Annotated in this window: 29 protein-coding genes; all 29 read right to left on the reverse strand. The window is 36.3% G+C overall.

What is annotated here, in order from left to right; all coding sequences use genetic code 11:
- Complete coding sequence (locus AACL18_RS04820) at positions 1-1197, reverse strand: 3-deoxy-7-phosphoheptulonate synthase (RefSeq protein WP_339049654.1); 1197 nt, start codon at positions 1195-1197, stop codon at positions 1-3.
- Positions 1190-1582 (reverse strand): hypothetical protein, encoded by a 393-nt coding sequence (locus tag AACL18_RS04825; RefSeq protein WP_339049655.1) that lies wholly within the window; start codon positions 1580-1582, stop codon positions 1190-1192. Before AACL18_RS04825 ends, AACL18_RS04820 begins: the two co-directional genes overlap by 8 nt.
- Positions 1560-2276, reverse strand: coding sequence for an alpha/beta hydrolase (locus AACL18_RS04830; protein ID WP_339049657.1), 717 nt, complete (start codon positions 2274-2276; stop codon positions 1560-1562). The genes AACL18_RS04825 and AACL18_RS04830 overlap by 23 nt, the downstream gene beginning before the upstream one ends.
- 232 nt (positions 2277-2508) lie before the next feature.
- Positions 2509-2964 carry an SRPBCC family protein gene (locus tag AACL18_RS04835; protein WP_339049658.1) on the reverse strand — a complete coding sequence of 152 codons (456 nt, stop codon included), beginning with the start codon at positions 2962-2964 and terminating at the stop codon, positions 2509-2511.
- Positions 2965-2997: 33 nt separating this feature from the next.
- Positions 2998-3822: a cyclase family protein gene (locus AACL18_RS04840; protein ID WP_339049659.1), complete on the reverse strand. Its 825-nt coding sequence runs from the start codon at positions 3820-3822 to the stop codon at positions 2998-3000.
- Entirely contained in the window at positions 3819-4133 is a 315-nt protein-coding gene (locus AACL18_RS04845) for a carboxymuconolactone decarboxylase family protein (RefSeq protein ID WP_339049660.1), read from the reverse strand. Before AACL18_RS04845 ends, AACL18_RS04840 begins: the two co-directional genes overlap by 4 nt.
- Positions 4134-4156: 23 nt before the next feature.
- The gene (locus AACL18_RS04850; RefSeq protein WP_339049661.1) at positions 4157-4528 is read right to left on the reverse strand and encodes a cupin domain-containing protein; all 372 of its coding nucleotides are present in this window, start codon (positions 4526-4528) and stop codon (positions 4157-4159) included.
- Positions 4525-6096, reverse strand: a complete 1572-nt coding sequence (locus AACL18_RS04855; RefSeq protein WP_339049662.1) for an AMP-binding protein — start codon at positions 6094-6096, stop codon at positions 4525-4527. The genes AACL18_RS04850 and AACL18_RS04855 overlap by 4 nt, the downstream gene beginning before the upstream one ends.
- Positions 6086-6457: a holo-ACP synthase gene (locus tag AACL18_RS04860; protein WP_339049664.1), complete on the reverse strand. Its 372-nt coding sequence runs from the start codon at positions 6455-6457 to the stop codon at positions 6086-6088. The genes AACL18_RS04855 and AACL18_RS04860 overlap by 11 nt, the downstream gene beginning before the upstream one ends.
- On the reverse strand, positions 6442-7065 hold the full coding sequence (locus tag AACL18_RS04865) for a class I SAM-dependent methyltransferase (RefSeq protein ID WP_339049665.1): 624 nt from the start codon (positions 7063-7065) through the stop codon (positions 6442-6444). Before AACL18_RS04865 ends, AACL18_RS04860 begins: the two co-directional genes overlap by 16 nt.
- A 16-nt stretch (positions 7066-7081) precedes the next feature.
- Complete coding sequence (locus tag AACL18_RS04870; protein ID WP_339049666.1) at positions 7082-7321, reverse strand: acyl carrier protein; 240 nt, start codon at positions 7319-7321, stop codon at positions 7082-7084.
- Positions 7322-7345: 24 nt separating this feature from the next.
- Entirely contained in the window at positions 7346-8557 is a 1212-nt protein-coding gene (locus AACL18_RS04875) for a beta-ketoacyl-[acyl-carrier-protein] synthase family protein (protein WP_339049667.1), read from the reverse strand.
- Positions 8554-9831: a beta-ketoacyl-[acyl-carrier-protein] synthase family protein gene (locus AACL18_RS04880; protein WP_339049668.1), complete on the reverse strand. Its 1278-nt coding sequence runs from the start codon at positions 9829-9831 to the stop codon at positions 8554-8556. Before AACL18_RS04880 ends, AACL18_RS04875 begins: the two co-directional genes overlap by 4 nt.
- 24 nt (positions 9832-9855) lie before the next feature.
- Positions 9856-10260: a YjdF family protein gene (locus tag AACL18_RS04885; RefSeq protein ID WP_006034762.1), complete on the reverse strand. Its 405-nt coding sequence runs from the start codon at positions 10258-10260 to the stop codon at positions 9856-9858.
- Positions 10261-10270: 10 nt separating this feature from the next.
- On the reverse strand, positions 10271-11053 hold the full coding sequence (locus AACL18_RS04890) for a Phenylacetic acid catabolic protein (RefSeq protein WP_339049671.1): 783 nt from the start codon (positions 11051-11053) through the stop codon (positions 10271-10273).
- On the reverse strand, positions 11043-12578 hold the full coding sequence (locus AACL18_RS04895; protein ID WP_339049673.1) for an AMP-binding protein: 1536 nt from the start codon (positions 12576-12578) through the stop codon (positions 11043-11045). Before AACL18_RS04895 ends, AACL18_RS04890 begins: the two co-directional genes overlap by 11 nt.
- A 1-nt stretch (position 12579) precedes the next feature.
- Positions 12580-13152, reverse strand: a complete 573-nt coding sequence (locus AACL18_RS04900) for an aminodeoxychorismate/anthranilate synthase component II (protein WP_339049675.1) — start codon at positions 13150-13152, stop codon at positions 12580-12582.
- Positions 13133-14551 carry an aminodeoxychorismate synthase component I gene (gene pabB, locus AACL18_RS04905; protein WP_339049677.1) on the reverse strand — a complete coding sequence of 473 codons (1419 nt, stop codon included), beginning with the start codon at positions 14549-14551 and terminating at the stop codon, positions 13133-13135. The genes AACL18_RS04900 and pabB overlap by 20 nt, the downstream gene beginning before the upstream one ends.
- Before the next feature lie 55 nt (positions 14552-14606).
- The gene (locus AACL18_RS04910; protein ID WP_339049678.1) at positions 14607-15233 is read right to left on the reverse strand and encodes a ferritin-like domain-containing protein; all 627 of its coding nucleotides are present in this window, start codon (positions 15231-15233) and stop codon (positions 14607-14609) included.
- The gene (locus tag AACL18_RS04915) at positions 15217-15783 is read right to left on the reverse strand and encodes a hypothetical protein (protein WP_339049679.1); all 567 of its coding nucleotides are present in this window, start codon (positions 15781-15783) and stop codon (positions 15217-15219) included. The genes AACL18_RS04910 and AACL18_RS04915 overlap by 17 nt, the downstream gene beginning before the upstream one ends.
- A 178-nt stretch (positions 15784-15961) precedes the next feature.
- Positions 15962-16372, reverse strand: a complete 411-nt coding sequence (locus tag AACL18_RS04920; RefSeq protein WP_339049680.1) for a hotdog fold thioesterase — start codon at positions 16370-16372, stop codon at positions 15962-15964.
- 12 nt (positions 16373-16384) lie between these two features.
- Positions 16385-17224 carry a class I SAM-dependent methyltransferase gene (locus AACL18_RS04925; protein WP_339049681.1) on the reverse strand — a complete coding sequence of 280 codons (840 nt, stop codon included), beginning with the start codon at positions 17222-17224 and terminating at the stop codon, positions 16385-16387.
- Positions 17211-18677, reverse strand: a complete 1467-nt coding sequence (locus AACL18_RS04930; RefSeq protein WP_339049682.1) for an MFS transporter — start codon at positions 18675-18677, stop codon at positions 17211-17213. Before AACL18_RS04930 ends, AACL18_RS04925 begins: the two co-directional genes overlap by 14 nt.
- Before the next feature lie 344 nt (positions 18678-19021).
- Entirely contained in the window at positions 19022-20119 is a 1098-nt protein-coding gene (gene aroC, locus AACL18_RS04935) for a chorismate synthase (RefSeq protein ID WP_339049683.1), read from the reverse strand.
- Positions 20120-20124: 5 nt separating this feature from the next.
- The gene (gene aroB / locus AACL18_RS04940; RefSeq protein ID WP_339049684.1) at positions 20125-21234 is read right to left on the reverse strand and encodes a 3-dehydroquinate synthase; all 1110 of its coding nucleotides are present in this window, start codon (positions 21232-21234) and stop codon (positions 20125-20127) included.
- A gap of 26 nt (positions 21235-21260) precedes the next feature.
- Complete coding sequence (gene aroE, locus AACL18_RS04945; protein WP_339049685.1) at positions 21261-22076, reverse strand: shikimate dehydrogenase; 816 nt, start codon at positions 22074-22076, stop codon at positions 21261-21263.
- The gene (locus AACL18_RS04950) at positions 22060-22527 is read right to left on the reverse strand and encodes a type II 3-dehydroquinate dehydratase (protein WP_339049686.1); all 468 of its coding nucleotides are present in this window, start codon (positions 22525-22527) and stop codon (positions 22060-22062) included. Before AACL18_RS04950 ends, aroE begins: the two co-directional genes overlap by 17 nt.
- Positions 22514-23059 (reverse strand): shikimate kinase, encoded by a 546-nt coding sequence (locus AACL18_RS04955; RefSeq protein WP_339049687.1) that lies wholly within the window; start codon positions 23057-23059, stop codon positions 22514-22516. Before AACL18_RS04955 ends, AACL18_RS04950 begins: the two co-directional genes overlap by 14 nt.
- A complete protein-coding gene (gene aroA, locus AACL18_RS04960) occupies positions 23037-24338 on the reverse strand; it encodes a 3-phosphoshikimate 1-carboxyvinyltransferase (RefSeq protein ID WP_339049688.1) in 1302 nt (433 codons plus the stop codon). The genes AACL18_RS04955 and aroA overlap by 23 nt, the downstream gene beginning before the upstream one ends.
- Between the last annotated feature and the right edge of the window lie 48 nt (positions 24339-24386).

Raw genomic sequence — 24386 nt, forward strand, 5'->3', positions numbered from 1 at the left:
TTACCTCACTTCTAACAATTTATTTTTTACGAGTTGCATGATTTGTTTAGCTTGAGTTGGATTGAGTCTAGGATCTATACAACTGCAGTAGTTGGAAAGAAGATCTTTCTCGCAAACTAATTCATTATCAATGCATTCAGTAACATCGTACGGAGTAACCTCTAAATGTATACCATTCAGGAATGAATCATAGCTGTTATGAATATCGAAAGCTGAAATTATCTCTTGTTGAATTTTATCAACATAGCGCGTTTTAATGCCATTAGGGCTTAGCTCAGTGTTTCCATGCATGGGATCACACACCCAGATAACATTTCTTTTATTCTGATTTATGTAAGAAATCCAAGCAGGAAGAATTTGGTTTATTAAATCGCAGCCTAATCGATGAATTAATGCAATTTTTCCTGCTAAGTTCTCTGGGTTTAATTTATCAATCAGCCTCATAAGAATATTAACTGTCATTGTAGGGCCGATCTTGATAGCAATAGGATTGCTAATTCCTTTGAAATACTCCACATGCGCTAGGCTATGAAGTGCAGTGCGCATTCCAAGCCATGGGTAATGTGTTGATAGATTATACCAACGTTTTTCAGATCGACGTGTTAGCGCGCCCTCATAGTATAGATGTAATGCTTCATGACTGGTAAAAAGATAAGAGGCTATTTCACTCTCTTTATTTAATTTCTTTATATGATGCAGAACCTTTTGAGCTGCTTGATAGGCTAGCAAGAGTCTTTGCGGATCAGGTTTCCTTACGTTAGAATCATATTCAGGTAAATTCACCAGGTCGCCGAAATAAGAAGGAAGAGAGTTACCAGATCTAACCTCATAAGGGGTGGAGCGTGGCTTAGCATATTGTCCAGCAATACGACCTATTAATAATGGACTATATACATCTTGAATTATATCGGACAGTTCCCGTAAAAAACTAACTTTTTTAACAACTATTGCTTCATCATGATCTGAAATTTTCTCAGCACAATCTCCTGCCTGCAATATAAAATATTCACGGTTCCAAACTTTAAACAATTTTTGAGAAAGTAAATTAATTGAGTCGACATCAATTAGAGGAGTGGTATTACTAATTTCTTGCAAACAGCTATATAATCGCTGCATATTCTCATACGGTGGAATATGAGTAAAAGGATAACTTGTCCATGAATTTGGGTGCCATGATAATTCAAAAACCTTATCCATGACAATTGACCTTGGTAGCCACACTAACAAAAACATAGGCATAGGCCTTTTTCTTTTCATCAGCGATAGATAACAAAGTTGACCTTATATGACGCTGTTGCAGTTGGCTATTTAAGCTTTCTGAAAAAGAAAAATAAGGTTTTCCCCAATCGTCATGTAGAATCGATACAGAAGAATAATTATCAAAAATTATATTTATTTTTAACAAACATTCTGCTAAAGCTTGTTTTGCAGCTAAGCGTTTAGCAAGCAAGTTCGTGGTAGGAATTTTTTTTCTAAGCAAGAATATTTCATCAGGAGATAACAATAAGTCAATCTTATTTTGGATAGAACTGACTTCGGATATTTCAATAATTTTGGTGCTAAACACACAGGTTAGTTCCATAAAAATCATCTAAAAATTCGTTAATATAGCTTGCCGTCACTTTAATATTTTCCAAATGCGGATAATGTGCTGCATTTGAAATAATTTTGATTGTAGAAGACGGAATTTTTTTGCCTAACTCTCTTGAACGGCGAGGCGAAATGATTCGATCTGATTCCCCAATAAGAATTAATGTTGGCATGCTAATCTTATTTAGCCCCATACTTAAATTATATTGTGTTACCCCCATAAAATCTTCAGATTCACCACAGAAATTTAATCGTAATAAATCGTCTATAACCTGTTGTTTTAAATGTTCAGAAATTTTTCTAGCAAAACCAGCAGTTAAAAATTCCAGATTAAGCTGTCGCGAATAAATTTGTTTAATAAAATCAGGGTGTATTATGATTTTTTCAGAGGTTGAGATCAAAACCATTTTTTTAACACAACATGGGAAATCTAATGAAAATTGCAGAGCAATTAACCCACCTAATGAGTGGGCAACTAAGTTAAATTGCGTAAGTTTGTTTTGCTGAACAAAACAACCAAAGTCAGTAATTGCAGAAGGAATATCTTGCGATATATTGTCTTCACGATCTCCATGTCCTGGTAACTCATAAAAAAAAGGCAGAAGATTAGGGCTAAGGTATGAAAGCAATGGCGTCCAATGTGCAGCACTTCCACCTGCGCCATGAATAAAAATCGTCGATGACATAGTTACACCTTCTTATTATCAATAATTATTTAGTTACTTTATTTATTGAAGTAGATATCCATTCACTAAAAATCGAAGTATAGCCATCCCTCGCCACAAAGTATTCCTGTTTGGTCCTTCCATTATTTTTTAGCGAGAAAATCACCCACCTGGAAGTGTAGCTACCTACTCCGTGCCTAATCGTAGAAATATTTTTTCTTTATCCATTAGTTGTGGATAATGACAAGCATACTTACACCCACCCTTCAATCGCTGCCTTTACAGAACGCATCTGCTTATAGGTATTATGATTTAAAAAAGATTCCATTTGTACATCTGTAAATTTACATTCTGGGTGAACATCGAACTCTTGGATCCAAGTCATTACTACTGCTTTATCACTGAGAAGTCTCTCATATTCCCATCGAATCTTCATATATAGGAAAGGAAATAATGGATCAATGCGTTCAGCAGTAGCAAATCCTTCTGTTTTATTAATCAAGCGTTTGGAGACCCATGTTCTAGAAGGTCGCTCACCTTCTTCAAAGGTAGTTAAACGAAAGGTTAATGTGTTGTCCTCACGCTCAAGAATTTCCGCCTCTTTATATTCAGTAAACAATTTTGGCCATAAGTCGATGCGATTACTTAAATCAAACACATGATCAAAATCGCGATAAATCAAAATTCTATTTTCAGTGTATCCTGCCATTTTTTCCTCCTATTTGATTGGTTAAGGTATTACTTAATCATTAACTAGAGCAACAGCTCTTACCCAGCTCGCATCAAGGCCTTTAATTTTCAACGGAAAACAGATGACTGTAAAATTTTTATCTGGAAGGCTGCCTAAATTAGTTAGTCGTTCAATTTGGATATACTCTTGTTCGCGACCATAAAAATGAGCAGGCCAAAGATGGCTGTTATCTCCAGTTCTCCAGAAGTCGCTTAGCATCACGAAAAAAGGGCGATCAAATCCATAAGTATCAGTACCAATAACATACACTCCTTGATTAACGAGCCATTCAGTAGCTTCTCTACTCATACCGGGCGCATGAGTAAAGTACTGTGGTTTACCCCATAATTCATCTGAGCCAGTCCATAATAAAACGATATCATCGGGTTTCAGTATATATTCAATTTTTTGTAAGGCGGCTTGGAGGTCAACTACCTTAATATAATCCCCAGGCTTTTTATATCGCAAATCCAAACGCACCCCCGGTCTATAAAAACGCTCAAGTGATAACTTCTCAACGGTTTTAGCTTGGGGCTGATACTTACTCGGGCCATAATGGAAAGGCGCATCAATATGTGTACCCATATGGGTCGGCATCGTCACAACATCTAATGATAAAAAAGCATTATCTGGAAAATCAGTATACCGAATACGCTTTTTACCTGATAAATAATAGAACAAATTTTTAAGTCGAAGTTTTAAGGGTAAGCGCTTATTCCACATAACATTGCGACAAAATTTTTTGGCGCCACTGTAATAATCAAAACGCTTAACTCTTATTTCCATTGGCTCGGACGGCAAATTTTCAACTAAAACGCTTAAATCAATAATCTTCATGCAGATTCACTTTTTATTTGCAGTTTTTCAATAGTTTCTAACGCAACGTCAAGCGCTGTGTTAACAGCCGATATACCTGATAATGGCAAAGCCAAAGTAATTGCTGAAACGATTTCAGCTTTAATTGCACCAGCCTCAAGAGCCCGTCCAACGTGGGTTACAATGCCAAGAGGAGCCTTATTTGCAGTAAGCACACTTAAAATAATCAATTCGCGCTCTCGTGGAGTTAGCGGACAATGCTCACGAATCACTGCTGTCATGTTAAAAAAAGCTTCAGCGATTGAAGGGGCTTCAGCAATTAAATTTTTCATTAATCTTCTCCTATGATAATGATTTAAAGTTCACGATGTCCCATTTCTGGGCTAGGCGCTAATGGTGATGCGGTGAATACAACTCGGATCTCCTCTTTGCCAGTATTTTTTATTTGATGCGCAACCCCTTTAGGAATATGAACTGCGTCACCTGGTCCAAAAAAAATCGCTTCATGCTCTGAAAATAAAACTAGACCCTCACCTTGGATAACATAAAATGCTTCATGACTAAAATCATGCAAATGATTACGGATTTCACCGTCAACCTCCAGGGTTGAAACTCCCAAAATAAATTGCGAAGATTCAACGGTTTTCGGCGAAATTAATACACGAATTGTTCCTCCACGCTCAGTAATTAAAGGAACATCGGTTGTTTTTGTCTTTACTGGTTTCATAATTTTTCCTTTTGCAATGATAAATCTTCAGCTAGCCTTTTTCTGTGAATTTTTCCGGTGACATTACGAGGTAGTTTATTAAGAGCTAAAATTTTTCTGGGAATTTTAAATTTTGGTAGCTGAGAGTTAGCTAATTTAATAATTTCATTGCGCAATTCACGGGTGAATTTATATCCTTCTTTTAATTGTATATAAGCTACTATTTCAGCAGTATCCTCAATAATCCCTGGCTTAACGATAACAGCAATTTCAACCAACAATGGATGCTGCAGAAATACTTGCTCAATTTCAGCAGGAATTAACCACATACCTTTTACTTTAACAAGACTATCTTTTCTCCCAATAAAATAGTAATTTCCTAACTCGTCACATCGATAAATGTCACCAGTTATCATGGTTTGGCCACGTAAAACTTGTTGTGTTGCTTTTAATTTTTGCCAGTAACCTTGCATAAAACCTTCACCACTCACTTCCAATAAACCTGGCTCTCCTGCTGCAACTTCTTTTGCATTATCGTTTACTAATCGAATCTGATAACCAGAAACAGCTCTACCTGTAGACCCAGCCACCGTATTATTTACTGAATTTGAAATAAATATATGAGTAGATTCTGTTGTACCTATACCTTCACAAATTGAAACACCATAGTGGTCATGCCACTTTCTCCAAAGAGGGATCGGGAGTTGCTCACCTGCAGAAACACAAAGCCTCAAACTATCAGCTTGTAAAGATAGTATCTCTTTTATAGCGTAAATACTTGCATAGGTATGTGGGATACCAAAAAATACAGTTACAGCATGATTATTGATTATATTAATATGCTCAAAAGGAGATGAATTGGGAGAAATTACTACAGAAGCATGAAAAAATAAGGGGAAGTAAATTGAGGTACCTAATCCATAGCTAAATGACATCGATGGAGCAGAAAAAATAACATCGTCCGGAGCTAGCTTCAAGATGTCCCTACCATAATTCTGAATTGCTACAACAGGATTGTAATGCAAGTGAATAACTCCCTTGGGCTGTCCCATGCTCCCAGAGGTATAGACCCAAAAAGCTTCAGCTTCCCTCGCAACTAAAACAGGCCGTTCAATTAATAACTGCCTTGCAAGCTGTTGGTCAAAACCTGGCTCATCAATTAAAACCCAATACATTTTATCGTATATTTCAGATTTAAATTTGGAATGCCACAAATTTCTTGAGACGATAAAATTTGCTCTGCAATCAGACAAAACATACTCAATATCATGATCAGAGTGCGCTTCATTAATAATAACAGCAATCCCACCAAGCCAAATGATGGCTAAAAAAGCATAAACAAAATTTATGTCATCAGAGAGTAAAATAACTACACGAGATTCCTGCTCAACACCTAGATTTTTGAGCAAACAGGAAAATTGTTTAACTCTTTGAATGAGCTCACCATAACTTATATGACTGCCACCAGTAATATATGCAACTCTATTAAACTCATTCGGCTTAATCGACGAGAATAAATAATCAATTAAATTAAATTGTTCTGGGAGGCTATCGTATACATGATAAAAACATTCCATATTAAAAACCATTCACTAAAACATAAATGAAATTATCTTTTAAATTCCAAGATAACTCCCAAAAGCAATTTAATTCGGCCACTCTTGCTTCTTGGTTAATTCTTACCTTGGCAGACCCATCTTTGCCAGGGAAAATTTCGATTTCATTCCAACTTCTTTCACTCATCCCACGCCCAAGTGCTTTACTAACTGCTTCTTTACCAGAAAAACAAATAGCTAGAAATAATTTGGAATCACACGAAGCTTTTGCCGCCTTAAATTCATTGACTGTAAATAAATAGCCAAGCACATACTCATCATAAGACTTTAATATTTTATAAAACCTTGATAAAGATAAGATGTCACAGCCAATAGTTTTTATCGTTTTTCCCATAATGTATACCAACCCAATGGTCGATGTTGTTTTTCGCTAGAAAAAGATAATACACGTCGTAATTCTTCTAACTTTAAATAGGGATGAAATATATCAATCAATTCATCACTCTTAATGCGCCGCGGTTGTGGCCCACCTGGAATTTTGTCTGAATAACTACGCAAAACAAATAATCCATTAGGACGCAGTAACCGTGTAATTGTCTTTGCATAAGGCTCACGCTCTTCATCGGTCAGGTGGTGGAATACTCCTTGCTCACAGATAACATCAAAGCTTTCGTCAGGAAAATCTGGCTTCGTTGCATCGCCTTGTTGGAAATTAATTTCAACACCATAAAATTTGGCCAATTGCTTACTAAGGGAAATAGCACTTTCAGATAAGTCAATAGAAGTGACATCCATGCCACGCACTGCTAAAAATACTGATTCAGTACCGATGCCACAACCTGCTTCCAAAACTTTCATGCCAGGTGAAATAACGCCCTCCCAAACTAAATTAATGAGTTCAGGCGATGCAGTGCCAGCAACCCAAGGATGACCAGCGGGTTTTTTCGTTGAATAAATTGTTTCATAAAAATCACGTGCATTACATGGTTTGATATTTTCCATATTTATCTCCAATTGTTTATGAGTTTTCATTTTTAGAAAGCATTAATTCTACGGTTTTACAGATATCTCCAAGCGAAATATCTTCCTTAGAGAAAACGTAGTCAATCCCATATTTTTTTTTTAGCTCCAGCGAAATAACAACGTTTTCGGTTGAATCAAGCTCCAAATCTTTTTCGACCAAGGCATTTTCAGTAACTATTTCAGGCTCCAAACCAAGTTTATTTACTAACGCATCTTTAATAGTTTCAAATACCATAAATTCTATTTCCCTTTTAAATAACTAATTTGATATTACCGACATCGATACGTTACTTCCTTCTCTCGCGCGAGAACTAAATAGCATATTGCTAAACGATCCTGATACTGGTTGGCTTTGGATATTAAGGTCAAGCCCATCATCGAGAAATTCAGTGTTGATAGTCGGGGGCAAAACTTGATTTTTTGCAGCAAGTAAACCCACAGCAATATCGGTAGCTGTGCTGGCTCCATAAAGGTGTCCATAACTTGCTTTGGGACATGCGATGTGTACTTTTAGATTAGATCTAAAAACTTCTTGAATCGCCTCTGCTTCAACCAAATCAGAAGCCAATGTGCCGGCAGCCTCAGGATAAATCACATCAATGTCATCTACCGAAAGATTTGCATTAGCCAAGGCTCTAACTTGTGAATATTGGTAATTTTTATTGTTCACACCATCAGCATCAGTTGTCATCGAGCCAAGATAAAGTTTACCGTATATATTTGCGCCACGTGATTCGGCATCTTCTAGCTTTTCCAAAATAAGAACAGTACTACCCTCGCCAAGCACTGTACCACTACGCAACTTGTCAAATGGACGGTAAACATTTAGATTTTGAGTAGAACTCGCAAGAACTCCTGTTTCGTAATAACAAATTATACCAAATGGTGTAAGAGGTGCTTCTGTTCCACCCGCTAAGATCAAATCACATTCTCCTTCCAAGATGGCCCTCACAGCAAAATATAGTGCTGAAGCACCACTGGCACGATCACAAATAAAACTTTTGCACATGCCTTTGATTCCATAAGTAATACTAACGTACCCTTGTGGAGAAGTTGGAAACCAAGCAGTTGCTTGCCAAGGATTCACGAATGGAGCACCGTCTCGATAAAGTTCAAAAAGACCACGTTCACAGATATCCCAACCACCTGCATTATTACCAAACCAAACGCCGACGCGATAAGGGTCATATTCCTGAAGATCAATGTCAGCATCATCTAGAGCCAGCTTCGATGCAGCTACTGCATAATGAGCAAACCGATCCATTTTTACTGCCAAACGACTAGGGAGAAAATCTTTAGGATTAAACCCATCGATTTGCCCGGCCACTTGAACTGGTAAGTGCTTGGGATCGAAGCGGGTAATAATCTGCACCGCATTTTTCCCCGCAATAAGATTATCCCAAAATTTTTTCTTACCAATCCCCAAAGGATTAACAAGACCAATTCCAGTTATCGCGACGCATTTACTCATAGCGCAGTCTCATCATACTTTGCAAAAATAGCTGTAGAATGTATTCCGCCAAAACCACTGGCAGTTACCATCCCATATCTAACTTTATGATACCTTGCTTTATTTGACACATAATCGAGATCACAATCATTGTCAGGAAACTCATAGTTAATTGTTGGGTGAATGACTGAGCGACGAATCGAACCTAATACACTTATAACTCCCATCAAACTCGCAGACGATAGTGAGTGACCTATCATTGATTTGGTAGAACTTATAGGAATATTTTTTGCATGCTCTTTAAACACAACTTTATATGCTGACGTTTCAAAAAGATCGTTTTGCGGCGTTGAGCTACCATGTGCATTTATATAATCAATTTCTTTCGGGGCTAAACCAGCTTTGTCCAATGAAAGCTGAACTACCGTTGCCATCGGTACACCATCAGCTGGCAAATCAGTCATGTGATGGGAGTTGCTTACACTAGCAAAGGATTTTACCTCAGCATAAATATGAGCCCCTCTTGCCAAAGCATGCTCTAATTCTTCGAGCACAACAACAGCAGCACCTTCAGAAATAACAAATCCTGATCGTTTTGCATCAAAAGGACGGGAGGCTTTATGTGGCTCACATTCTGTAGTCGACATAGCGTTAATAACGTCCAAAGTCGCATAGGTAAGATTTGTTAGAGGGGCTTCCGAAGCACCTGCTAACATAACATCTATCTCGTTGGAACGAATAAGATGATAAGCCATACCTAAGGCGTCAACTCCAGCTGTACAACCGGTTGAAACGGAAGTACATGGACCACTAAAATTAAACTTTTTTGCTAACAACATGGCAGGATAATTAAACATGCCAGAGTTATAAAAACGACTACCTACAGATTTATGCTGAATATGTGTTTTCCCGGACTCAGTCAAATCTTCAAAAATATTAACAATAGTTGGTGTTCCACCAATAGCGGAGGAGAAAATGATACCCATACGTTCTCCATAGTCATCAGAAACATCTGCAAGACATGAATCAATGATTGCTTGCTCACCCGCAGCAACACCATATTGAACAAATGGATCAAGATCCGATAAGCCTTCATAATGGTCTAAATTAACATGCGATTTAAGATCAAAATCTTTTATCTTACATAAAACAGAACTCTTCAAACCAATTTCTAGCATCCTAGGGTCACTGATAATATATGAAGTTCCTTTAGCACAGTTATCCCAAAATTCTTCTTTTCCTTGACCATTAGGAGCAATTATCCCAATCCCTGTGATAACAACACGTCTTTTCATAGCATATTTCTTGGTACCCAAAAGTTAATGTCCACGCTTTTTCTCCTTTTTCTTTTGCTGTTTAAGTTCAAAACGTTCCTGCTTAATCGCTTCTTTTAATTTACTGTTAAAAGATCGTCTTTCTTTTTTGTTTTTTTCTATTTCCAAACGTAGTGCATCCTGTGCTTTTGAAACAATATTTTTTTTAGAAATTTCCTTTTTCACTTCACGTTGTAAGCGCTTTGGATTAATTTTCCTTTTAACAATTTCATCTTCTTGAGGATTTGAAAATTTAAGCTGATCCATTTTATTTATAACAAATTCAAATACCTCAAAATCACGTGGTTCAGCACCAAATACAATTCTTGCTACGGAGTATTTCCCATCCTGTTCTTTCTCAAATATTCCCACCCAAAAAGGGGATTCAAAGAGAACTGTAAGCTTTATCACAAATATAGCTTTATGTAAGTACAGACAGTTGAAAAGGGTATTTATTAGCTAATTCATAATCAATAATATTACGTAAACCAAGTTCATCCATGACACACAAAACCTCCTTAATAAAAGCACAGCGTAGCTCATCATTAGATTGTCGCTTAATCCCATAAAAATTAAGCAGCTCTTGAGATTTAACATTAGGCGGACCAAAAAAATTTAAAGCATGCACATACCATTGCCGAATTTTTCGTATTAATTCTTCATCAATATTATGTTTTTCGATATAATGTTTAAGCTGTTTAAAACCAAATGCTTTATGCATTTGTTCATCAATATATATTTTTTCACAAGCGTCAGCCCAAGGCTTGAAGGAACTATTAGAAAAGTTTCCTACCATATGAGAGCCGGCCCGATCTAGAAACATATTATTTAGAACAATATCAATCCAATCGTTTTCATTATTGCCCACAGCAAGAATACCATCCAATGACTCAGTACTTTTACCGCTTGAGTTTTTTGATTTAGCTAACTCAAGAGCTTCTGATTCGTTGACACCGATCTTTTCCAAAATCTTATAAAGCATATGTGCGTGATTTGCTTCATCATAAACAACACGCGCAAAACTTTTACGCGTTATCGGATCAGGCGCTAAACGTAATTGCGCACCCATTTCACAAGCACCACAACGCTCAGCAAAAGCTTGAATAGCGAGAATGCGTTTTACATATTTCTTATAGTCTTCTGGACAATCATCAAATTGATTGTGATCAATTGATTTAGGCAAAAAAGTAAACTTAATCAACATGTTCTAGGTCCTTAATATTTTGTTGTGCAAGCAAAAATCTTTTTGACTTTCCCGAAGAAGTTTTAGGAATCATGTCAACATAACAAACAAAATGTGGGTACTCATGTTTTGCACCGCGCTTTTTACACCAGTCTTTAAGCTCAGTGGTGAGTTGCTCACTAGGTATATAATTTTCACTGAGAACAATAAAACCAAATAATCGCAACAATCCATCTGTTTCTTGACGACCAATAACAATTACTTCATTTACTGCTGGATGAGTTACTAATACTTGCTCAATTCTATATGGATAAACCCAGATACCAGAGACTTTAATTAGATCATTAACTCGTCCATGATAAAAATAAAACCCTTCCAAATCGATAGAGAACAAATCATTTGTTTTAAACCAGCCATCTATAAATCGTCGTTTACTTTCTACTTGATTATTTGAATAGCATGTCACATATGTTTCTCCCTTCACCATTAACACACCGATATCACCCGGATTAGTCAGTTGGTTAGTTTCGACATTTAGAAGCTTAACCTTAAATCCAGGAACAGGATAACCAGTACTTCCAGGTTTGAAATTATTAGGCCGATTGCTAATAAACGTACTCAATACTTCCGTGGTACCAATACCATCTAAGATAGAGAAACTTGTTTGTTGCTTCCAAGCATTAAAAACAGATAAGGGTAAATTTTCTCCAGCAGAAATACAAAGCCTGAAAAAATGTATCCCAAAATTTTTGGGAATAACCTTCAGCAATCGTTTATATATTGTAGGTACAGAGAAAAAAACAGATGGTTTATGAACAACAACTTGCTGATAGATTAGCTCAGGCGTAAGAAGCTCTTTCGGTGGAATAATTAACTTTGCTTTATTAAGCAAGGCAAAAAACAAAGTATTAAGACCATATGCAAAATATAGGCGAGATGTTGTAAAAATAATATCATTTTCACATAACCCCAAAATAATTTGGCCATAATTCTTATTCATGATGATTGGGTCTTGGTGTCGGTGCAATACAAGTGCAGGTGACCCAGTAGTCCCGGATGTATATAAACAAAAAGCTATTTCATTAACAATTACTTTAAGTTGTTTTAGTTGTTTTAATTGAGATATATTTAATTTAGTGGAAAATAATTCATCACAATTAATATAGTCAATTCCTAAATGTTTTGTCTTATGAATAAGAGAAGGAAGTAAGGATGCCGTAGCAATAATACAAGAACAATTAGCATTATTTATATATTCTGAGTAATTATCTAAAACCAAATTTACATTAAGAATACAAGGCACCAAACCTCGATAAATTAAAGCAAGAAAAATTATTATTGTTTCAATCGAATCTGGAAGCAAGCATGAAACGATAGTTCCTTGTGAGTATTTTAAAAAATAATTGGTGTTTGCGCAGGATTGAACTCTGTCTAATAGTTCTTTGTAAGTATATTTTTTATTTTTATCAATAAGCACTACACGATCAGAATAACCTTGCTCAATATGGCGTAAAAGTAATTCATTGATCAAACTATAAGTGACCATATCAAAAATGTTCTATCGTAAGAAAATTAGTTAAAAGTTCATAACCTTTTTCAGTCATTACTGACTCTGGATGGAACTGCACACCATAGACTGGAAAAAATTTGTGTCGCAACGCCATAATTTCACCATCATCAGATTCAGCTAAAACTTCTAATATGTCAGGGAAGCAGTCTTTTGATACAACTAAAGAATGGTAGCGCCCTACCTTTAATGGCGATGTGAGCCCGGAAAAAATATAGTGGCCATTGTGTCGAATCAGAGAGGCTTTACCATGCATAGGTTTTTTAGCACGTATTATTTGGGCGCCATATGCTTGGCCTATTACCTGATGCCCCAAACAAACACCAAAAATAGGAATAGTTTGACCAAAATTTGTAACAATTTCTAAGGAGATACCGGCCTTCAGGGGATCATAGGGGCCAGGTGAAATAACGATTTTATTAGGATTGAGCGTCGTAATTTCTTCAATCGTAATATCGTGATTTCTAACAACTTTGGTAGCGTAGTTTAGTTGAGTAACATATCGCGCCAAATTATGTACAAAAGAATCGTAGTTATCTATAAACAAGATCACCGATTTTTTCTCCTCCTTGAAGCACTTTTTTTAACGCATAAGCCTTGGTTAAGCTTTCTTCGTACTCCTCTTGTGGATTAGAATCAGCTACGATACCTCCGCCAGCCTGAAAATAAACCCGATCCTTTTTAATTATATAGGTACGAATAACTATTGATGTGTCCATGTTGCCATCAAACCCAATGTAGCCAATATTGCCACAGTATGCACCTCGTGCAGATGGTTCAATTTCATAAATAATTTCCATAGCTCTAACCTTAGGCGCTCCAGTAATGGAACCTCCAGGGAAAGTTGCTTTTAACAAGTCAATTGCATCTTTACCTTCAGCAAGTTTTGCCTCAATTGCAGAGACCAAATGATGTACGGTTTCATAACTTTCCAGATCACATAATTTAGTAACTATTACTGAATTGGGGTTGCAAACACGCGACAAGTCATTACGCATCAAATCTACAATCATCGTATTTTCAGCACGATCCTTTTCGCTATTCACCAGTTCATTAGCCAATAATTTATCTTTTTCAGCAATTTTTCCTCTTGGGCGGGTGCCTTTAATAGGACGAGTTTCAACCATTCCGTCCTGTAAACAAATAAACCGTTCAGGCGAGGCTGAGGCAATACAAATATCGCCAAAATTAAGAAAAGCAGAAAATGGAGCGGGGTTTTTCACCCTTAGAGCAATATACAGTTCAACTGGGCTCACCCCATCGGGTAGAGAGCTGGAAAAACATTGGGTTATATTTGCCTGGAAAATATCTCCCGCATTAATATATTCAATGGTTTTTTGTATTGCATCACAATATTCACCCAAGCTGAAGTTGGATGAAATATCGACGCCAGCTGATTGTTCACGAACATTAATTTTTGGTGTAGAGGTCTTAAAGGCTTTTTTAAAAAGCCAATTTGCACGGTCTTCCGCACGATTCTGACGCAGAGTCTCATCCACTTCAGGAAACCCCTGAGAAATTATCCAAGCTTGTTGCTGTAAATAATCGAACGCAATAACACAATCATAAAAACCAATATACATATCTGGGATTTCTATTTCATCCTTGTTAGCTTTAGGAACACGTTCTAAGTGATGCAATAAATCATAAGCCAAATAACCCATCGCTCCGCCTTGAAATGGCGGCAATTTTTTTACAGAGACGCCCTTGTAATCAAGTAAATGTTTTTTTAATAAATCAAAAGGGTTGCCGATAAATTCATCTTCATTGATGAAAACTATGTTATCTTTATTTTTAATTGTGAGGAAAGGATTAACACCGATGTAACTATAGCGCCCTAAAGTGTTTTGCTGCTTAGCACTATCAAGAAAGCAAAGCATAGGCTCATCAGCCAATCTTAATAACACTTGACTAGGGTCTATATAATCAATTTCTTTTATAAAAGGTGTCATACAAAACACGCTCCATTTTTTGGATTAACAAAGAGACTGAAATTTGCAATAAAAGTTAGCTAAATACAAATACCTCTCTAGCTCTTTGCATATACTGTAATGACTCTAAAGCAGTACTCTGCGCTAAAGCTTTTTGTTCGTCAGTAATGCAGTATCTTCTTAGCAACTTAATGCCAAAGGCAACATGATATCTTTCATCTTTAATTACTTTAGTGACGGTTTCTTTGATACTTTTAGGAAATCTATTTAATCCATACTCCAAGAACCCCAAAGCACCCGTTTCAGCGGCAATATTGTGTGCCGCAAGGCGTCCAATTAACGTATCAAGTCCAGGATAATATTCTTCCATCAAAAACTTCCATTCTTTAGGTGCTTTAAAGGATGAAAAATCACCGCCATATTGAACTAAATGATGGTTCAACCACCGGAAGTGATTACATTCATCTTCAATTTGGTGTGAAAAATATTTTAGGGCATCCACCTCTTCAATGGAGCGCATCCATTCGCCGATAAAGGAGACAGCTGCTCGTTCGTAATAAACAGCGAAGTGCAGCCAATGTTTAATGATGTCAGTAGAGAATAATTCTTGCTTTTCTATGCCTCTATCAATCTCCGGAGCTTCCTCACGAGAAAAATTTATCTTATCTAATAAATCGTCAATGAAATCATGAGCAACTTTCACGCTTCTCCTCAAAACTTATTTTTGGTAAAACAACTGTACCTGTTGTTGTGAAAAATCGCATCGACTTCATGCGATCGCCAGGCTCAACAAAAAAACACTGCTGCCAAATCTTTTCAGGTACTTGGATATACTGACCAGCTTCCATAATAACGTTAAATTTAAACCCTTTTTGGCTATAAAAGGTAAAACCTAATCGGCCATCAAAGAAATACCAAAACTCATTTTCAAAGTGATAATGAACGTCGCCAAACATTTTCATCACCATCGCTATATGTTCAAAATCGGGATAAAGGCAAACTACGTCAGCACGATAACCCCGTTTATTTGAATACTTTTCAGAAATTTCTGGAAAACTAGAGAGCAGTTGGATGCGCTGAGAATCTGAGATCGTATTTGGCTTCGCATATTCATGAGCTAATTTATTTAACTCAAAACGGCCAAACTCGATTCCTTCAGTGGAAAGAAACTGTTTTATTGAATGGAAGTCGCTGACACCGCTTTCTATGCCTATCAGCCATAGCTTCTCTTGGATTGTATTATTCTTTTGCATAAAAAATCCATTTAATTACTCACCATGTCATAGCCACATGGGACCTTACGAATAAATTCTATAAGAAAATACAATTTAACACAATGATAAAATATATTATGAAAACAATTTAATAATTTTATCTTTTTATTCTTAACTTCTATGCATTTCATCAGTAAGAAAGACTAATTATTAGAAATTATAGTGATAAAACTGCCATAGTTAACAGTGAAGTGGCAACTAGCCTTTCTGTTTCATCAGTAATCGCAATAGTCCATACTTGTGTACTCCGCCCCAAATGTAGAGGTTGGGCTTTAGCGTAAATAATACCAGCTTTTAACGCACGAACATGATTTGTGTTTAATGAAAGACCAACAACATCAGACTTAACACAAAAACTGGCAGCCATACTCCCGACAGATTCAGCTAATGCACATGACGCCCCCCCATGCAAAATACCCATCGGCTGGCGTACTTTGTTAGTAATAAGCATGCGGGCACAAAGATAATCATCACCAATACTAAAGAATTCAATGCCTAAATACTCCATAAGCGTGTTTTCTGTTTTCGCCCGTATTTCTTCAAGTGAGATTTTAGTCTTCCAGATCATTTTTACACTTTATTATCTATTTGCGGCAACAAAACCAAACATCATTTTATAGTTTCTTAACTTAATCTTAAGCATGTTGATTATGTCTTTGTCCGTGTGGAATATAACATTAGTAAAACCCAAATCTTCCAATTTACGAATAATTTCATTTGAGCAAAATTTCGATTTCCAAGGTTCATTATGTCTTTTTACATAATCCAAATTCTTTTTTAGACCTTTAATTTCTTCATCAGCAACATTTGTTTTAAATGCTGGAATAGCTAGCACAAAATCGAACGCCAATTTCATATGCGGCATTAGATTAGACAACGCCTCAATAGTTGAAAACACATTATGTTTTTCAAAGTAGTAAGTTGCGCCTTCCCAGATTACCAAGGTCGATTTATCTAAATCAAATCCTTTATTTAATAATTCTGCACTCAATAGAGCTGCAGCATCTGGATCTACTAAGTCAATTCCAAGGAACTTCATTGTTTCAGCATTTACATCGACTTGTTTAAGTAGCGGAAGACTAAGTTCAAGCGATAATGGATGATCTATGAAAAATTTCGGTTTATCTTTCCAGCCTGGACTGCTTAAACAACTAAAATCCAATCCACCACATATAACTACTAACTGTGAATAATTTTTGGCGTTCGCATTTAATAAATTAGAAAAATATTTTTTTCGAAAAAATATAGTATGAGTAAACATACCGCTAGAGTATTGATCCATTTTGATTCGATACTCATCGGCTTTTGGTAATAAATTATAAATAAGGCAATTGATCGGATCAAATCTCCGTAGTTCCTCATTAGATGCTTTTACAGCGCATACTGCTTGCATTGTTACGCTAGGTTTATTCAGTGACACGCTGGGGCACCTGTTGAATGGGCTGAGTTGTCGTTGATGAATACTCTGATGCGACGTTAGGCAAGTATTTTAATAACCAAACAATAGTTAGTGACAGTAAAGCAATGGCGAATGTTGAGCAAGTAAACGCAAATTGACTGGCATATGATGTTTGAAATCCTGCAGCCACCTTGGACATATAGGCATTGCTTAAAATTGTACTGGATAATGCTAAACCCATTGTGCTACCAAGTTGTCGGAAAAAACCAGTAAACCCTGCTAGACTACCGCGCTTATGCTCCTCAACCACGCTAAATAAGAAAGTCATCATGCAGGCAAGTAAAAATGAAGGCCCACAACCGAACACAAATAACCCTGGCAACATAATTAAATAGTTTTGACTCCAAGCGCTCGCACCAACCCAAACTGACCCAAAAACCAAACAAAAAGCTCCCATCGTAACAGGCAATCTTGGCCCATGTTTATCCATCAACCATCCAGCAATAGGAGAGACAATCATGATTGGTAAAGTTACTGGAATTAAACCCAAACCAGCCTGAGCTGCGGTAAATTTCAAAACTTCTTGCATGAATGAAGGCCAAAAGGCTATGCTCACAATAGCAAACTGCGTTAGGATAATAATTGTAATGCCAACGCGGACAGGCAGAGCAGATAGCATTTTTAAGTCCAATAATGGCTGAGAACGGTATTTTTCCGCCTTAATAAAAAACAAAATTGAAACTGATGAAATCGCAACTAAGCACCATAAGATTGGTGAATTCCAACCTAAAACAACACTTTGTAATAATGCCACAATTAATGGAGTTATAGATAAAGCTAAACAAGTCAAGCCAAGCCAGTCGACCTTTCTTAATGTTTTTCTGATGGCCTTACTCGCCACTATTCTAGTAGCCTTATTAATGGCAAACATACTAAATAATGCAAAGGGTAAATTTAACCAAAACACCCATCGCCAACCTAAATACTGAGTAACAACCCCACCAATCATTGGTCCAATTGCTAAAAAGATGGAAGCAACGGCAATATAAATCCCCATCATTTTTCCTCGTTCTTGTGGAGATACTACACTAGTGATGATCACAGCAGATGCAGGCAACATGATAGCAGCGCCGAGACCTTGTAAAACACGCCCTGCAATCAATTCGACACCATTAAATGCTAGTGCACATAGACATGACGCAATTAGGAAAGTAAAAATACCAGCAACAAAGAATTTTTTATGGCCATAAATATCTGCAAGCTTCCCTCCTGGAATAATCAGCACTGCAATAACCAACAAATAAGCGTTTAATACCCATTGCAGACTTAACCCACCCATCATCAGTTGTTGTTGAATGCTTGTTAAGGCAACAGGGACAGCAGATTGATCTAAAAATATCAATGCCAGAGAAGCAATCATCCCAAATAATACTAACCACTTAGCATTTTTCACCTCAGTTAAAATCGTTTCCATGAACCATCCTTGTTCGAACGTTAGAATTAAAAGTCAATCCCTGCAGATTATTTACCGCCCTGCGCGGCGTATACAAATATCGTTGGCAAAATACTAATATAATTACCTGTTCTTGCTGTCTTTACTCAAGAATTTATACATATCAAGAACAAGTTTATCGTATCATTATATCATGTGCTATTAGCTGATCCTTTTTATTTATAAAATAATTGCCTATCAAAAATAAAAAACCTATATTCATTGATCAATGACATTATAATAAGAATGCAAACTTACCGAAAAAATAAGGCAATTACGTTAATAATCATGTAATAACATCGATATTCTACCTTTTTAAATAAATATTATTCATATCGACCTTTCTGCCTCACCGCTAAGTATCTTAAGTAATGATCCATAATAACTAAGGCCGCCATAGCTTCGACAATTGGAACAGCTCGTGGTAAAACACAAGGATCGTGCCTACCCTGAGCCTCGAGTATGATTTCCTTGTTTTGCACATTCACTGTTTTTTGTTGTTTACAAATAGTAGAAACGGGTTTAAAAGCAGCTCTGAAATAGATATCTTCTCCATTTGAAATGCCCCCTAAGGTTCCGCCGGCATAATTTGAAATAAAAGCTGGCTTACCGTTTTTTATTTCCATAAGATCATTATGTTCGCTACCACGCATGCAAGCAGATGAAAACCCTGAACCTATTTCAAATCCCTTAGCAGCATTAATACTTAATATAGCTTTACCTAAATCGGCTGATAACTTATCAAATACGGGCTCACCCAGCCCCGGTATGACATTGCGAATAACACATTTGATTACTCCACCAATAGAATCGCCTTCTTTTTTAACTTCTTCCACTAATGCAATCATTTTTTCAGCCGCAATAGGATCTGGACAGCGGATAATATTGCTTTCGATAGATTCTTTCATTACTGATTTATAGTCGCATGTTGTACGTATTTCACCCACCTGTTCTACATAACTGATAATTTCTATATTCATTGCCTGCTTTAGAATCTTTTTCGCAATTGCTCCCGCTGCGACCCGTGCAAGTGTTTCTCTAGCCGATGACCGGCCACTACCACGAAAATCTCGTAAACCATATTTCATTAAATAAGTAAAATCTGCATGCGATGGCCGATAAACATTTTTTAAGGATTCATAATCCTCTGGACGCATATCTGTATTAAAACAAAGCATTAGGATAGGCGTACCGGTTGTTTTTCCTTCAAAAAAACCAGATAAAATATGAACTTGATCATGTTCGTTGCGTGGTGAGGTAATACGACTTTGACCTGGTTTACGTCGATCTAATTCCATCTGAATTTCTGATTCCGAGATAGCGATACCTGGTGGACAACCATCAAGAACCACACCCACTCCACCCCCATGCGATTCTCCAAATGTAGTAATTCTAAATAAATTACCAAATGTATTTCCTGCCATAGCTTTCACATCTCGATAACTTTTTCTAATGCTTGTTTAACAATGCGATCATCAATTCCATGAACAAATTGTTGTTGCGACACATACACATGACCAATCTGATTTAATAAAACATAGTTTACTTTTCTAAAACGTACTTTTTTATCAATTTTTGTCGCTTGAATTAATTTACCAAAATCATATTTTTTTAAGTCACTACCATGAATATTTAGACTCGCAATTAAATTTTTAATAATGATTAACTGATCAAAATCTAACAAACCTGATAAATGAGAAATAGTCGCTTCGACCAATATCCCGTAAGCAACGGCATATCCATGCAACAAATTATAATTCGATAATTTTTCCAAAGCATGTCCAATTGTATGACCAAAATTAAGTGTGTTTCGTTCAGTTTGATCTTTTTCATCTTGTGTTACCACAGCCGCTTTAATACGGATAGCTCGAACGATGACTTCATTTAATGTAACTTTATTCCCTTGAATAATTGAATGAAGATAAGATTGGATGTAATAAAAACTTTTTGCATCGTGTGTCAAAAACATTTTAATACATTCAATTAATCCATTAATTAAATGGGTTTTCAATAAAGTTTTTAACAATGAAATATCTACAACAACACAAAGCGGCTGATAAATACTACCGATAAGATTTTTACCAAACCTCGTATTAATTCCCGTTTTACCACCGATACTACTATCTACCATAGCCAATAAAGAAGTTGGAATTTGAACATATGCAATACCACGTAAAAATGTAGCTGCAATAAAACCAGCAATATCACCTACAACACCACCACCGAGCGCTAAAATTAAAGTATCCCGATCACAATGGTGTTTATACATATCACGCTCAATGTTTTGCTTAGTTTTGTAGTTTTTAGATTTTTCTCCCGCCTGAAAAGAAAATAATAAAGTAAGATATCCTAGTGCACACAATTCTTTTTTCAAACGCAGGCCATATAATTTTTTTATATTGCTATCGGTAATAATTACAAGTTGACTAAATTTCTTTTTAGGCAACCAACTAGAACAATCAAATAAAGAGCGTCCAATTAAAATAGCATGAGTACGATGCTCAGCAATTTGGTTTATAAAAATATCTTGCACTAACATATATTTCTTTTAGTTCATATAAGTTTTCATTGATTGCATATTAACAGCTTACGTAAAAAATTTATCCGATCTAGCGGGTACATTTTACTTGTTAGCAATTCAATTTGTTTTAATCCTTGACCTATAAACATATCCAATCCAGAAATAACTGTTGCCCGATTTTTTTCTGCCTGTTTCAAAAATGTCGTTTTCATAGGATTATAAATCATATCAAAAACAACCTGTTTATTATGAAACGTCATATAAGGTAAGGGAGATTTATGGACGTCTGGATATAATCCAATCGATGTCGTATTTATGACGATGTCAAAAGACTGTTTTATGTAATCATCCTGAACAATAACTTCATTTCCAAATTCATTTGCTAATATAACTGCCTTCTCTTTTGTGCGATTCAGCCAGAAAATGTAGGCATGGTGTTTTTTAAGAAAATATCCGATCGCTCTTGCTGCACCACCTGCACCAATGACAAGCACTTTTTTATTTTTTATCGTAACCTTGCGTAAAGCAAAAGCGATGCCCTCTATATCTGTGTTATATCCATATAATTTACCCTCCCGTTGAATAATGGTATTAGCGGCTTTAAGTGCCTGAACTTCTGAACTACATACATCCAAATATTGTATGACTTGTTCTTTATAAGGCAAAGTCACAGCAGTTAACTCAATTGATAAAGTTTTAATAGTTTGAATGACAGCTTTCAGTGATCTATGGGGTTGTGCTAAAAGCACGTTATCAATCTCAAGTTCTTTGTAAATCGTTTGATGTAAAAAAGGGCTTTGTGAATGCGTTAAAGGATAACCAATCACCATATTTAAACGTGTTTTATGGGTTATTTTCACATTGCAGGTACTCTATTAATATATTAACAGCATCTTTATACCCTTGTTCTTTTTTTCCTTTAATAACTTTGATACACGCAGGGGAAATAACTGAATGTTTACGCCATGCTTCTCGTTGGTCGATATCAGACAAATGTACTTCTACTACTGGCAAACGAGTATCAAGCAATGCATCATACAGTCCATAGCTATAGTGTGTGAAAGCACCCGCATTGATAATAATTCCTGAACTATATTTTGTTTCCGTTTGTAACTTATCAATCAAAGCGCCTTCATAATTGGATTGATAAGTAGTTACTTTATAACCAAATTTTTTCGCTTCATTTTTAGTAAAAATTTCTAAATCCTGTAGTGTTAGAACGCCGTAATGTTTTGTTTCACGTTTGCCAAGGATATTTAAATTAATACCATGTAATAATAAAATATTGTGTGCACTTTTAATTATTTTCAAAATAAACTCGTGCCTGATGGATTGCATTATCTAGAGGTGTGCTATTATCTACGCTGTATTGAGTAAGCCTTTTATAAATTGCGCTTCTTTTCTCCCATAAACAAATAAATGATTCGTAAGCGTCTTTATCAGAATCAAAAAAAGCAGGACGCCCTGCAACCATAATCCTTTCAAAAACAAGACTGGGAGAAGCGATAATATGCAGTAAAAAATGGGCTTTAATTTCTCTCTGATTATTTTCATCTAACACCGTTCCGCCTCCCAATGCGATAACAGCAGATGGTAATTGCAAAATTTTCTGTAACACTAATCGCTCTTGTTTCCGGTAATAATGTTCACCATATAACTGCATGATTTGTCGACAAGTAAGAAATTGTGCATGCTGTATATCGAAATACTTTTCGAGTTCATTATCTAAATCAATAAATTTTTTTTTTAGAACTTTTGCTAATTGCTCACCAATCACCGTCTTTCCTACATGCTTAAATCCAAATAAAATAATATGCTTATTAGTCAATTTTTTTAAAGTCAATCCGCGCCCCCAAAGCTTTCATTGCCTCAACAAATCCTGGGTAAGTTTTAGTAATCGCCTCTCCATCTGTAATAACAGTTTCCCCATCTGCTAGCATGCCAGCAATAGTGAGAGCCATCACTGTGCGGTGATCAGCATATCCTTTAACAATGGTTCCATTCAGATCGCTTTGATAGATGGTCATACCATCTATATGCTCTTCTATCTTTGCACCCATACGTTTTAATCCTTCTGTCATCGAGCGGATACGATCAGCTTCTTTAATGCGAGCCTGCTTGACATTAAAAATTTCTGTTTTTCCTACGGCTTGTGTAGCAATAACGGCCAATGCAGGTAAAAGATCAGGAATAGAATTAGCATCAATCGAAATACCATATAATGTTTGTCCGCCTTTAATTTGTATTTTTTCTTGCTCAGCAGCAATGTTGGCGCCCATTTTTTTTAAAAGAGAGATTAATTGCTTATCACCTTGCGCATCATTCATATCCAAACCATGCAATTCTACTGAACCTGGAAATAAAGAAGCTGCTGCAAGCAAACACGACGCGGAAGAAAAATCTCCAGCAATGATGGTCTGAAAAGATTGATAACATTGCCTGCCGCTGATAGAGAAAATATCAACTCCATTTTTTTCTTTGTGATTATATTGGATCCCTTGTTGACTTAACCAAGCTAATGTCATCTCAATATAGGGACGTTCATGTAAATCCTTAACACTGATAACACTATCTTCTTGAGCACAGGGCAAACTAATTAATAAAGCAGATAAATATTGTGAAGTAATTCCATCAATTTCAACCTCCCCTCCTTTTAACTGTCCTGAGACTAAAATGGGAAATTGCTCTTCTTGTTCAGCATATTGAATAAACATTCCCAAAACATTCAATGCATCTATTAGGGACTTAATGGGACGCGCTTGCATCTGCTCACTACAAGTGACAAAAATAGAGCTCATGTAATTCTTACGTAAGCCCAATAATGGTAATATAAACCGAGTGGTAATACCTGAATTGCCGGTATGAATTTCGTGTGCTACATGTGTAAAAGGGAAGCCATTGCTAGTTAGAAATAATGTACTATCTTGCAAAATGATTTCAGCTCCCAATGCTCGACAAATCCGCATCGCAGTTTGCGTATCATCTGAATCTACTACATTAAATAAAATCGATTTGCCTCTCGCAAGCAAAGCAAAAAACATGCCACGTATACTTTGGGACTTTGAACCAGGTAAAACTGTTTTTCCGTACAAGTTTAAGGTTTTATAAACAACTAACTGCACAATCTTATTTTGCTCCCTGCGGTAAATTAACCTGCTACCCCTCAACAA

Origin of the sequence: Rickettsiella endosymbiont of Xylota segnis (assembly GCF_964019545.1) — a bacterium.
Taxonomy (GTDB): Bacteria; Pseudomonadota; Gammaproteobacteria; order Diplorickettsiales; family Diplorickettsiaceae; genus Aquirickettsiella.